This window comes from Curtobacterium sp. MCLR17_055, assembly GCF_003234305.1.
GTDB classification, from domain to species: Bacteria; Actinomycetota; Actinomycetes; order Actinomycetales; family Microbacteriaceae; genus Curtobacterium; species Curtobacterium flaccumfaciens.
Genome location: NZ_QKSX01000021.1, coordinates 1 through 12659 on the forward strand (window position 1 = coordinate 1; position 12659 = coordinate 12659).

Consider the following 12659-nt stretch of genomic DNA (forward strand, 5'->3'; position numbering starts at 1 on the left):
GTCACGACTCACCGCCCGCCCCACCGCGCGCGGTCACGTCCCGTCGGCCGGACCCCGGCCAGCCGACGATCTGCGACCACTCGACGCCCCACACGCGGCACGTCCTGACCACCCACGCACCGCCGAGGTCGCACGAACCGCCGCTCGACAGGCGCTCTCGAGTGCCAGACCGCCTCGGTTGCACCACGCAACTTTCGTGCGTGACGCGCCGCTCGACTCCGGCGGAATCATGCATCACGCGGCGGGCCCGTGCATTACAGCGGTGTAAACAAATCGCCCCCGGTTCGTTCTGTTCCGTGACAGGGTGATACCAATGAGCGTTCCTGGCCGGGCACACAGACGTTCCACCCTCCGGCTCAGGACTCTTGCAATCATGACCAGAGAGGCAGCGGACATGGCATCCGTGACCAAGTGGGGCAAGCGCGGCATCGCGCTCGGCGCCGGTGCAGCAGCGACGGCGCTGGTGCTGACCGGCTGCGCGAGCAGCAGCGTGAGTGACACCGAACTGAACGGCCTGAGCATCGGGACGACGGACAAGATCACGTCCCTCGACCCGGCCGGTTCCTACGACAACGGCTCCTTCGCCGTGCAGAACCAGGTGTTCCCGTTCCTGATGAACACGCCCGTGGGGAGCCCGGACGTCGAACCGGACATCGCCACGAAGGCGGAGTTCACGAACCCGACCACCTACGAGGTCACCCTCAAGGACGGGCTCGAGTTCGCGAACGGCAACAAGCTCACGTCGAGCGACGTGAAGTTCTCGTTCGACCGCGAGCTGAAGATCAACAACGAGAACGGTCCGCAGTCGCTGCTGGCCAACCTCAAGAGCATCGACACCCCGGACGACACCACCGTGGTGTTCAACCTCGACCACGCCGACCAGACCTGGCCGCAGGTGCTCTCGAGCCCCGCGGGTCCGATCGTCGACGAGGACGTCTTCAGCGCGACGAAGCTCACCAGTGCCGACGACATCGTCAAGGGCAAGGCGTTCGCCGGGCAGTACCAGATCAGCTCCTACAAGGAGAACGACACGATCCAGTACAAGACGAACCCGAAGTACGACGGCCTCCTCGGCAAGGCGAAGACCGACGAGGTCACCGCCAGCTACTACACCAAGGAGACCGACCTCAAGCTCGCCGTCCAGAAGGGCGACGTCGACGTGGCGTACCGCTCCCTGACGCCGACCGACATCTCGGACCTGCGCAAGGACGACTCCCTCAAGGTCACCGACGGCCCCGGCGGCGAGATCCGCTACGTGGTCTTCAACTTCAAGACGCAGCCGTTCGGCACCGGGCAGGACGACGCCGACGAGGCGAAGGCCCTGGCCGTGCGTCAGGCAGCCGCCGACGTGGTCGACCGCGCCCAGCTCGCGAAGGAGGTCTACAACGACACCTTCACCCCGCTGTACTCGATGGTCCCGGACGGCCTGACCGGCGCGGTCCAGCCGTTCAAGGAGATGTACGGCGACGGCGCCGGCGGCGCGGACGTGTCCAAGGCGAAGAAGACGCTGTCTGACGCCGGCGTCACGGGCAAGGTGCAGCTCGACATCCAGTACGCGCCCGACCACTACGGTTCGGCCTCGGACGACGAGTACGCGCTGCTCAAGCAGCAGCTCGAGGACTCCGGTCTGTTCACCGTCAACATCCAGTCGACGGTCTACACGACCTACGCCCAGGAGCGCACCAAGGACGCCTACCCCGTGTACCAGCTCGGCTGGTTCCCGGACTTCTCCGACGCCGACAACTACCTGTCGCCGTTCTTCACCAAGGAGAACTTCGTCCAGAACCACTACGACGACCCGGAGATCCAGGACCTCATCGCGAAGGAGCAGGCCGAGTCCGACCCGGACAAGCGTGCTGACCTGATCGAGCAGGCCCAGGAGCGCGAGGCCACCCAGATCTCGACGCTGCCGCTGCTGCAGGGCAAGTCCGTCGCGGTCGCCGGCAAGGACGTCAAGGGCCTGACCCTCGACGCCTCGTTCAAGTTCCGGTACGCCACCCTGAGCAAGTAGCACCAAGCCCCACGTGCAGGCCGCGGGCGTTCCCACGAGGAGCGCCCGCGTGCCTGTGCAACGGCGACGAAAGGCACACACCCCGTGACCCTCAGCACTCCCGAGGCGACGCAGGACGTGAACGGCACCGATCCCACCAAGCCACAGGCACAACGCAGTGCCAAGAACAGTGGTGGCGGACTCGGCCGGTACATCCTCGTCAGGTTCCTCCTCATCATCCCGACCGTCTTCATCCTGGTGACGCTCGTGTTCTTCCTGATGCGCGTCATCGGGAACCCGATCACCGCATCGGTCGGCGGTCGACTCACGCCGAGCCAGCTGCAGGAACGCCTGCACGCCGCCGGGTACGACCGGCCGGTGCTCGTGCAGTACTTCGAGTACCTCGGCAACATCCTGCGCGGTGACTTCGGCACCTCGTCGACGGACAACCGTCCGATCACCGACATCATCGTCACGTACGGCGGTGCGACCGCGGAGCTCGTGTTCTACGCGCTCATCGTCGCGCTCGTGCTCGGCATCCCCCTCGGCATGCTCGCCGCGTACACGCGTGACAAGTGGCCGGACGTGCTGCTCCGCGCGCTGGCGATCCTCACCTACGCCACGCCGGTGTTCTTCGGCGGTCTGCTGCTCAAGCTCGTCTTCTCGGTGTGGCTCGGCTGGCTGCCCCTCGGTGACCGTGCCTCGACCCGGGTGTCGCTCATCCTCGACGGCATCCCCGGCGCGAGCGGCATCTACATCATCGACGCGCTCCGCACCGGCAACGCCCAGGTCATCGGCGACGTGCTCCAGCACGCCGTCCTGCCCGCGCTGACGCTCGGCCTGCTCACCGCCGGCATCTTCCTGCGCCTGGTGCGCGCGAACATGATCGGCTCACTCGGCTCCGAGTACGTCGACGCCGCCCGGTCCCGCGGTGTGCGCGAATCGCGGTTGGTGCGCACCCACGCGTTCCGTCCGGCCCTCGTGCCGATCATCACCGTGATGGGGCTGCAGATCGCGATGCTCCTGGGCGGCTCGGTGCTCACCGAGACGACCTTCGGGTGGCGTGGGCTGGGCTTCGAGCTCAACCAGTACCTGTCGGCCCGTGACTTCGTCGCGGTGCAGGGCATCGTCGCGATGCTGGCGGTGATCGTCGCGGTGACCAACTTCATCGTCGACGTCGTCGCCGCCCTGATCGACCCGAGAGTGAGGTTCTGACGATGGCCGACACCACCCTCGTCGACCGCCACGAGCCGCTCTGGAAGCGGCTCCCCGTGGTGGTCCAGCTGCGCCGGAGCACCGGTTGGCAGCGCGCCATGCTCATCGTCGGCGTGGTCATCTGCGCCCTCTACCTGCTGGTCGCGGTGTTCGCCCCGCTCCTCGCCCCGTACGGCTTCGGTCAGCTGCAGGGCGCGGACGGGCAGAGCTTCCCGCGCACCGGTGCACCGAGTGCCGAGCACATCTGGGGCACGACGGTCGGCGGCTTCGACGTGTTCAGCCGCGTGCTCTACGGCGCCCGCACGGCCGTGCTCGTCGTCATCGTCGCCGTGATCGTCTCGATCATCGTCGGCGTCCTGCTCGGCATGGTCTCCGGGTACCTGGGCGGCTGGCTCGACCGCGTCCTGGTGGTCGTGGCCGACGCCATCTACGCGTTCCCGTCGCTCCTGCTCGCGATCATCGTGTCCATCGTCATCTCCGGCGGCAACTCGAGCTACTCGGGCGGCATCATCGCGGCGGCGATCTCGATCACCGTCGTGTACGTGCCGCAGTACTTCCGCGTGGTCCGTGCCGAGGCCGTCCGGCTGAAGAACGACGCGTTCGTCGAGTCGGCGCGCGTGATGGGCACGAACCCGTGGCGCATCATGACGCGGCACGTCCTGCGGAACTCGACCCGTTCCCTGCCGCTCATCCTGACGCTCAACGCGAGCGACGCGATCCTGACCCTGGCCGGCCTCGGCTTCCTCGGGTTCGGCATCGGCCCGACGTCCGGCGCCGAGTGGGGCTACGACCTGAGCCGTGCACTCTCGGACGTCGCGAGCGGCGTCTGGTGGACAGGTGTCTACCCGGGTGTCGCGATCGTGGTGCTCGTGCTCGGTGTGACCTTCATCGGCGAGAGCCTGAACGACATCTCCGACCCCCGCCTGCGGGCACGCCGACGCCTGAAGCAGCTCGTGTCCACGAGAGAAACGCGCGACACGCGCAACCCCGAGGCACCGCGCACCGCCGGGAACGACACGGAAGGGACGGGCGCATGACCCCGACCACCCGCCTGCAACCGGGCGACACCACCACCGAGCCGGTCGTCGTCGTCGACGACCTGACCGTCACCTTCGCGACCGACGGCGGCGCCGTCGACGCGGTCAAGGGCGTCAGCCTCGACGTCCGCCCCGGCGAGGTCCTCGCCCTGGTCGGCGAGTCCGGCTCCGGCAAGTCCGTCACGGCCCGCAGCATGCTGCGGCTCATGCCGGAGACGGCGACACTCGGCGGCGCGGTGCTGCTCGACGGCACCGACGTCGTGTCGGTCGGCTCGCAGAAGCTCCGCGAGCTCCGTGGGACCGCCGGTGCGATGGTGTTCCAGGAGCCGTCGACCGCGCTCAACCCGGTCTTCACCGTCGGGTGGCAGATCGCCGAGGGGCTCCGTGCCCACGGCGGCGTGTCCAAGAAGGAAGCACGGGCGAAGGCCATCGACTACCTCGGTCGCGTCGGCATCCCCGACCCCGAGACCCGCGTCGACCACTACCCGCACCAGTTCTCCGGTGGGCAGAAGCAGCGCGTGGTCATCGCGAGCGCACTGGCCCTCGAGCCGAGCGTCATCATCGCGGACGAGCCCACCACGGCACTCGACGTCACGGTGCAGGCCGAGATCCTCGACCTGCTGCGCCGCTGCCGCGACGAGTTCGGCACCGCGATCGTCGTCATCACGCACAACATGGGCGTCGTCGCCGACCTGGCCGACCGCGTCGCCGTGATGTACCAGGGCGAGATCGTCGAAGAGGCCACGGCGACGGCACTGTTCGCGACGCCGCAGGCCGACTACACCAAGCGGCTGCTCGCGGCGGTGCCCCGGCTCGAGGCGTCCACCGGGGTGGCCCGGCGCGCCGCGATCTCCGAGGACGTCACCCCGCTGGTCGAGGCGAAGGGGCTCGAGATCGAGTACCCCGGGCGGCTCGGCTCGCCCGCGTTCAAGGCGGTCAAAGGCGTCGACCTGGCGATCCGTCCGGGCGAGGTCCTCGGCCTGGTGGGGGAGTCCGGCTCGGGCAAGACCACCATCGGCCGGGCCATGGCGGGCCTGACGAAGGTCACCGGCGGCTCGCTCAAGGTGCTCGGCGCCGAGATGCTCGGGTACCGCGAACGCGACTTCAAGCACCTGCGCAAGGACATCGGGTTCGTGTTCCAGGACCCGGCGACCTCGTTCAACCCGCTGCTGACGATCGCCGAGTGCGTCGCCGAGCCGCTGGTCGTGCACAAGGAGGTCTCGAGCCCCCGTGCCGCGCGCAAGCGGGTGGACGAGCTGCTCGAGGCCGTGCAGCTGCCGGCCGCCTACGGCGACCGCTACCCGCACGAGCTCTCCGGCGGGCAGCGCCAGCGTGCATCGCTCGCCCGGTCGCTCGCGCTCCGGCCGAAGCTGCTCATCGCCGACGAGCCGACGAGTGCGCTCGACGTCTCCGTGCAGGCCCGGGTGCTCGAACTCTTCCTCGAGCTGCAGCAGGACCTCGGCTTCGCCTCGCTGTTCATCAGCCACGACCTCGCGGTCGTCGGCGCGCTGTCCGACCGGATCGCGGTGCTGTACCGCGGCGACCTGGTCGAGACGGGTACGACGGCGCAGGTCCTCGGCGCGCCGCAGCACCCCTACACGCAGCGGCTCCTCGCGTCGCTGCCGGTGCCGGACCCAGCCGAGCAGGCGGAGCGACGGCGTACGCTGGAGCGACTGGAGAACGTCGGGTCCTGACCCGACGTGACCCGCCCTGGAGGCCCGGCCAGCGTCGTCGACGCACGCCGGGCCTCCAGGGCGGTCGTCTCCACTGCTGCACGCACGACGGACCTGCCAGGGCGGCCCGTCGCGAACCGCCGCCAGGGGGCGGCGTGGAAGGGGACCCATGATCGCGGTCAACGGACCGGCGGTCGTCGCGGACGACGTGTCGATCGAGTACCGGGGCGGACGCGGGGGCGAGTCCATCCGGGCCGTCGACGGCGTGAGCCTCACGGTCCGGCAGGGGGAGATCCTCGCCCTGCTCGGTGAGTCGGGATCGGGTAAGTCGACCTTCGCCGCCGCCATCGCCGGCCAGCTCGGATCCCACGGTGAGGGCGAGGGCGCCCTCCGTCGGCACATCGTCGGCGGCGAGCTGACCGTGCTCGGCCAGAAGACCCGGGGCCTCCGCCCTTCGTCGCGCAAGCTCGAACGGCTGAGCGGCCGGATCGGGTACCTGCCGCAGGACGGCGCCGACCGGCTCAGCCCGGACCTGACCGTCGGCGAGGCCGTCGCCGAACCGATCTACGCCCGCGACCGCCGGTTCGACCGGCGCGAGGCCGGGCTCATCGTGGCCCGGCTGCTCGACGCGGTGCACCTGCCGCTCGGGGCGATGCGCCTGAACACCTGGGAGCTCTCGAGCGGGCAGCGTCAGCGTGTCGCCCTGGCGAAGGCGCTCGTGCTCGAGCCCCAGCTGCTGGTCGCGGACGAACCGGCGCGTGGCGTCGACGTACTCGTGCGGCAGTCCGTGCTCGAGGCCCTGGCGACCCTGCAGCGCGGCCGGCAGTTCTCGGCCGTCGTCGTGTCCAGCGACCTGCGCGAGGCCCGCGCCCTCGCCGACCGCGTCGCCGTGATGGCCGATGCCCGGCTCGTCGGGCTCGGCACCTTCGACGAGGTCCTCGACAACCCCGTCGACCCCTACGTGAAGACCCTCGCCTCGACCGCGGCCCGCGGCGTGAAGCGTCGTCCGGCACCGACGACGGCCCGCCGTTCGTCCGCGCCGCGCCGTCCGCTCGCCGCCGGCACCGGCCCGCGCACCGACCGTCAGGAGAACGCGTGAGCACCACCGACCAGGGCCCCCGCGGCCACCGCGCCGTCGTCCCCACGTCGGGTGCACCGCTGCCGATCGACGCCCCGCAGCCCGGGCCGGTCGCCGTGCTGCCGGAACCGACGGACCTGCACGTGGACGCCGTGACCGAGGCCGGCGGCACGGTCGCGCCGCTCGACGCCGACACCCGCGGGATCGTCTGGCTCGACCCCCGCGACCCGGCCGGACTCGCCGACGCGCTGTCGTCGGCACCGGGTGTGGGCTGGGTGCAGCTGCCGTTCGCCGGCGTCGACGCCTTCGCGCACCTGATCCAGGAGCACGGCGACCGCGTGCTGTTCACCTCGGCCAAGGGTGCCTACGCGGAGCCGGTCGCCGAACACGCGCTTGCGTTGACCCTCGGCACGCTCCGGGTCCTGCAGAAGCGCGCGCGAGCATCGTCGTGGGCCACCGAGCCCGAGGGTGTCTCGCTGTACGGGCGGAACGTCGTCGTGATCGGTGCCGGCGGGATCGCCCTCGAGTACCTCCGGCTGCTCGCCCCGTTCGACGTCGACGTCACCGTCGTGCGCCGCTCGCCCGAGCCCGTGCCGGGAGCCTCGCGGACCGTCACCACCGACGAGCTCGACCGGGTCCTGCCCGACGCCGACGTCGTGATGATCGCGGCGGCGATGACCTCGGGCACCGCGAAGCTCTTCGGCGAGCAGCAGTTCCGGATCATGAAGCCGTCCGCCCGGCTCGTGAACATCGCCCGCGGTGGACTCGTGGACACCGACGCACTGGTCGCCGCCCTGCGCGCGGGGGAGATCGCCGCGGTCGGCCTCGACGTCACCGACCCCGAGCCGCTGCCTGACGGGCACCCGCTCTGGTCGGAGCCCGGCGTGATCGTCACCCCGCACCAGGCGGACACCCCGGAGATGGTCGCACCGCTGCTCGCCGAGCGCGTCCGGCTCAACGCCGCGGCGTTCCTCGGGGGCGACGGCGAGGGTTTCGTCGGCGTCGTAGACCCGGTCGCCGGGTACTGACACGGGTGCCTCGGGGCGCGGCGCGCCCGGGCGGCGTGTCCGATGCGGTGGAGGGCCTCGGCGTCCTGCTATGCTGTTACCCGTTGTTCGCACGTCATTCGCCAGCGGACAGTGATCCTCGATAGCTCAATTGGCAGAGCAGCCGGCTGTTAACCGGCAGGTTGTTGGTTCGAGTCCAACTCGGGGAGCGACAGGTCCTCATCCCTTCGGGGTGGGGATCTTTTGCGTTGCTGTCGTCGTGCGCGTTCGGGGCTCCCTGTACGATCGTTCCGTCATGACGAACACTCGGGAGTCCCGCCGCGGACGTTCGGAGCGAACGGAGCGGCGGTCCGTCGTGCAGGCGGTGGACGTCGCACTGTCGTCACGAGCGTCGTTCGTGGTGGTGCTGACGGTCTTCGTCGTCATGGGGTTCGCCTTCGCCGGGTGGTTCCACGTCCACGTGGCCGCGGCCCCGGACGAGCGAGGGCACGTCTGGAACATCCTGCTCTACGCCGAGCGCCCCGTGCTCGCGGGCCCCTACCTGCAGCAGGTCGACCCGTCGCAGCTCTGGATGGGCGAGCTCGTCCGGTCGCCGCTGTACCTGTACCACTACCTGATGTCGTTCCCCGCGCGCGGAGCACTCGCGATCGGGCTCGACTACGAGCAAGTCGTCTTCGTTCTCCGTGCCGTGGACGTGCTGTGGGCAGCTTCGGGGCTCATCGCGCTCCGGTCGCTGTTCCAGCACGCTCGCGTCCCCGCGTCGATCGGGCTGCTCGCGATCGTGGCGACGGCGTTCACGGGGCGGTTCACCTGGCAGGCCGCGTCGGTGAGCTACGACGCCCCGGCCATGGCAGCGCTCTTCGTGTTCGCCGCCGTCGCGGTCCGTTTCGTCCGCGGTGGGGGACTACGCACGCTGGCCTGGATGGCCGTCGCAGCGCTGTTCGCCCTCCTGATGAAGTACTCGCAGGCACCGTTCGTGCTCGCGGGAGGGTTCTTCGCCATCCTGCTGCGGTACCGCGCCGCCGGCTGGTCGTGGTTGCGGCACCCGGTGCAGCGAACCGTCGGGGGACTCCGCGCGCGACCCGGACAGTCGATCGTGCTGCTCGTGATCGGCGGTGTGCTGACCGCTCTCGCGATCGAGCGCTTCGGTCTGAACCTGTTGCAGTTCCACGCGGTGAACCCCGCCTGTACTGCCCTGCACAGTCGTGCCGATTGCATGGACTACGCGATCTTCCGCCGGAACTACGCCGCTTCCCGCGCCCACGACCTGGCCGAGGTGAACGGAACGCTGCCGGCATTCGCGCCGCTGTCCTTCCTGTGGTCATGGGTGACGATCTACTTCCAGTCACTGTTCTTCTTCTGGGGCGCCTCGTTCCCGTGGCGTCCGAACCCGTCGGTCGTCGTGTTCGGAGCCTCGAGCGCCGTCGTCGGCATCGGGATCGCGCTGACGCAGGCCCGACGGATCCTGCACGATGCGGCGCTCACGTGGTGCGCCGCGGTCGCGGCGACCTACACGTTCGCCGTCCTCTGCTTCAACGCCGCCACGATGGTCAACTTGGGGGAGTCGTACGCATTCTCCGGTCGCTACCTGTTGCCAGCGATGCCGTTGGCCGTGGTCGTCGTCCTGGTCGGTGTCCGGACGTGGCTCCGACGTCTCCGACCGCGAACGCGTTCCGTCGCGACGGCCGTGGTCGGCGTGGTGCTCGCCGCGCTCTTCGTGTTGTACAACCCGCTGAGCGCGTTCTTCCCCTACGCACACTCCGCCGCGTGGTACTCCGATTGGGGGCTCGACGTCCTGCCGAGATGGCTGACCGGGGTCGAGTCGTGAGCGCGTCCCGTCGCGCCCGTGGGGTGAGCGTCGGAGTCGCCTCAGCTGCCTTCGTCGTGGTGATCGGTGTCGCAGCCTTCCTCAGGCCGGGCGACGACGGGGGTACGAGTCACGATGTCGACGGTTGTGCGGTGGTGTCCGAGCCGGGGCCGGCCACGGCGACGGCGTGCCCCGGAGCCGACCTGTCATCGGTCGATCTCTCGACGGCCGACCTCCGGCTCGCAGACCTGCGTGGTGCTGACCTCCGTGACGCAGACCTCTCCGAGACCGTGTTCTTCGGAGCCGACCTGCGCTCGACCGACCTGCGCGGCGCGGACCTCCGGGAGGCTGATCTGCACGCCGCCGATCTGCGCGGTGCTGATCTGCGCGGAGCCCGGCTCGCGGACGCTGATCTTTCCTCCGCCCGGATCGACGGTGCAGACGTCTCCGGTGCCGACCTGTCGGGCGCTCGGATCGAGCAGATGAGCGTCCGGGGCACAGCACTGGAACCCGGAGCGCTCTCGGTCCGGAGCACCGACGGCACAGCAGTCCGCGTCGTGCTCCGACTGGAACTGCCACTCGGACTGACTTCTCCGAACTGCAGTGACCGTGTGGTCACCGCGCCGGTCGGCACGACGACCGTCCGGTGCCAGATCCGCACGGACGCACGACACGGCGGTCGTCTCGAGGCGCCGGTGGACGTCGTCGTCGCCGGACAGGACAGCTGAACCTCGATCGCGGTCAGCGAGCGTCGGGCTCGACCCTGAGCGTGCCGTCCCGGTTGTTGTCCTCGATGATGCCCTGTCGGGGCACGTAGACGTCGAGGTAGTCGAGCCGGAAGTGCTGGAGTTCTGCAGCGTGTTCGTCGAGGAACGTCCGGACCTGCTCGGGCATGGTCCGCCGGGTGTCCGAGCCGACGACGACGGCGTCGAACGGTCCGTTCTCCGGGCGCATGGAGCCACGGTCCCCGAAGTAGATGCGCCAGGTGTTGGCGCTGAACTGGCTGAAGAGGACGCCTTCGGAGTCGTGTCCGCGGACCTTCAGAGCATCCGAGAGCAGAGCGATGCCGCTTGGACGGGTCTGCACGACGGCGACGCCGAGCCGGGCGACGGGGATGAGCAGCGCGGCGACGAGCACTGCCGCCGCAATGCGTCCGACGGGCGGCCGGACGGTCGCCAGTCGCCCGTACCCGATCGCCGCCAAGGCGATGATGAACGGCATCCACGCGTCGTAGTAGTACGGCAGCGAGACGTTGGCGACGATGACGTAGAAGACGAGGAAGACACCGAGGGCGATGCCGAGGTACGCGACCAGGCGGTCCGGTCGGATGACGAGGGCGGCGACCACACCGATGGTCAGGACGGTGAGCAGCAACCAGCCCGTGCCGTCGGCGAGGAAGGCGAAGTTCGCCCACCACGGTGCCGCCGGGTAGATCGTCCCGAGGATGGTCGTCGGGTGCCCGTGGGCGTTCTGCTGCGCCTGGAACCGGAGCATCTGCCCGATGGCCCCGAAGAGCCCGACCGGCAGGTAGACGACCACGAACACGACCACGAACGCGATGCCGCCGTACAGTGCACCGACCCCCAGGTCGCGCCACCGACGGAACAGCAAGGGGAGTGCTCCCACGGCGAGGACGAGCACTGCCGTCGACACCTTCGAGGTCACGGACAGTGCGAGCAGCGCACCCGATGCGGCCACCCACCACCGGTTGCCTGTCCGCATCCAGCGCCAGGCCGCGGCGAGCGAGGCGACGGCGAAGAAGACCATGAGGGGTTCGAGCATCGCGAACCGGTCGATGCGGACACCGATGACCGACCCGGCTTCCGCCCAGGACGAGCCCGAGCCACGCGGCGTCAGCCACCACATCGCCGCCGCGGTCAGGCCGGTCCAGAAGCCGACTTCGCGTCGCAGCCAGAGGAACAGGACGACACCCGTGCCGAGCATCGCGGTCGCAGCCACCAGCCTCGGTCCGAGCGGCCCCTGTCCCACCAGGAGCTGCGCCACGCCGTACACGTACTTCGCGAGCGGCGGGTGCTCGAGGTTGAGCGAGAAGTTCCCGTGCACGTAGGCCCAGCTCGCGCGGAGGTACACGAACTCGTCGTTCACGATGGTCGGACGGCCGAGGTGCCAGTAGGCGACGAACACAGCAGCCAGGGCGACGACCACGAGGGCCGTCGCACGGACGGGGCGGGAGTGCAGGCGGGGGATGAGGACCTCCAGGACAGGGCGATGCCGGACCATCATCGCAGGAGCCGCCGTACGGGTCGTCCGCAGCGCTTGCTGTTAGCGTTCACAGGTGCACCGTTCCCGTTCGCCTCGACTCACGCTCGTCGTCGTCGTCGTCGCCGTGACGGCGGTGCTCACCGGCTGCAGCAGCGTCGGCCCGGACACCGACGCGTCCGAGGACCCGACGAGCTCCGACACCGGCCTGGGCTCGGGCGCGTCGCCCGTGGTCTTCGCGTTCGTCTGCGCCGCCGACGGATCGGAAAGCGAGACCTACACCACCTACTCGGCGGTGTGGGAGGCCGAGCGCGCCGACTGCTCGGCGAAGCGCCTGACCGGGTCGGTGCCGTCGAGCCAGCAGCAGGCCGCGGTGGCGGCGGCGCGCGGTGACGCGACCCTGGTCGAGCTCGCGAGCACGTGCGCGGTCCGCGGCTCGGCGCCGTGGACGTCGGCGGTCGCCGACGCGCGCGGTGCGCACGTGGCCGCCGGGCTCCTGCGGTACTGCCCCGGGCACCCGGAGACCGACCGCCTGCGCGACGCACTGGCCGCCTACCGGGGCTGAGCCGGGCCTCCAGGCCGCCCGCCGGACCAGCGACGGGCTGGACGGCACGGGGTGCCGACGCCGACGG

General features: G+C 70.0%; 10 protein-coding genes and 1 tRNA gene. 10 read left to right on the plus strand and 1 reads right to left on the minus strand.

All coding sequences use genetic code 11. The features are described 5' to 3' along the window. Positions 1-394 precede the first annotated feature (394 nt). The 9 genes from DEJ09_RS15770 (at position 395) to DEJ09_RS15810 (ending at position 10535) form a co-directional block, all read left to right on the plus strand. Positions 395-2011 carry an ABC transporter substrate-binding protein gene (locus DEJ09_RS15770; RefSeq protein ID WP_111089181.1) on the plus strand — a complete coding sequence of 539 codons (1617 nt, stop codon included), beginning with the start codon at positions 395-397 and terminating at the stop codon, positions 2009-2011. Positions 2012-2095: 84 nt separating this feature from the next. Beyond that, positions 2096-3205, plus strand: coding sequence for an ABC transporter permease (locus DEJ09_RS15775; protein ID WP_372439454.1), 1110 nt, complete (start codon positions 2096-2098; stop codon positions 3203-3205). A gap of 2 nt (positions 3206-3207) precedes the next feature. Next, a complete protein-coding gene (locus DEJ09_RS15780; protein ID WP_111089182.1) occupies positions 3208-4242 on the plus strand; it encodes an ABC transporter permease in 1035 nt (344 codons plus the stop codon). Then, on the plus strand, positions 4239-5936 hold the full coding sequence (locus tag DEJ09_RS15785) for an ABC transporter ATP-binding protein (RefSeq protein ID WP_110864663.1): 1698 nt from the start codon (positions 4239-4241) through the stop codon (positions 5934-5936). Before DEJ09_RS15780 ends, DEJ09_RS15785 begins: the two co-directional genes overlap by 4 nt. A 148-nt stretch (positions 5937-6084) precedes the next feature. Then, the gene (locus DEJ09_RS15790) at positions 6085-7014 is read left to right on the plus strand and encodes an ATP-binding cassette domain-containing protein (protein ID WP_110864664.1); all 930 of its coding nucleotides are present in this window, start codon (positions 6085-6087) and stop codon (positions 7012-7014) included. Beyond that, on the plus strand, positions 7011-8021 hold the full coding sequence (locus tag DEJ09_RS15795; protein WP_258373927.1) for a D-isomer specific 2-hydroxyacid dehydrogenase family protein: 1011 nt from the start codon (positions 7011-7013) through the stop codon (positions 8019-8021). The genes DEJ09_RS15790 and DEJ09_RS15795 overlap by 4 nt, the downstream gene beginning before the upstream one ends. A gap of 115 nt (positions 8022-8136) precedes the next feature. Next, positions 8137-8209 (plus strand) — tRNA-Asn (locus tag DEJ09_RS15800). A gap of 86 nt (positions 8210-8295) precedes the next feature. After that, the gene (locus DEJ09_RS15805) at positions 8296-9828 is read left to right on the plus strand and encodes a hypothetical protein (RefSeq protein ID WP_111089183.1); all 1533 of its coding nucleotides are present in this window, start codon (positions 8296-8298) and stop codon (positions 9826-9828) included. Between the two features lie 131 nt (positions 9829-9959). Further along, complete coding sequence (locus DEJ09_RS15810; RefSeq protein ID WP_244993470.1) at positions 9960-10535, plus strand: pentapeptide repeat-containing protein; 576 nt, start codon at positions 9960-9962, stop codon at positions 10533-10535. A 13-nt stretch (positions 10536-10548) separates the two neighbouring features. Here DEJ09_RS15810 and DEJ09_RS15815 read toward each other — a convergent pair whose 3' ends face one another. After that, a complete protein-coding gene (locus tag DEJ09_RS15815; protein ID WP_111089184.1) occupies positions 10549-12051 on the minus strand; it encodes a glycosyltransferase family 39 protein in 1503 nt (500 codons plus the stop codon). Positions 12052-12103: 52 nt separating this feature from the next. On the opposite strand from DEJ09_RS15815, the gene DEJ09_RS15820 reads away from it, so the two are divergent. Further along, positions 12104-12592 carry a hypothetical protein gene (locus DEJ09_RS15820; RefSeq protein ID WP_111089185.1) on the plus strand — a complete coding sequence of 163 codons (489 nt, stop codon included), beginning with the start codon at positions 12104-12106 and terminating at the stop codon, positions 12590-12592. Positions 12593-12659 lie beyond the last annotated feature (67 nt).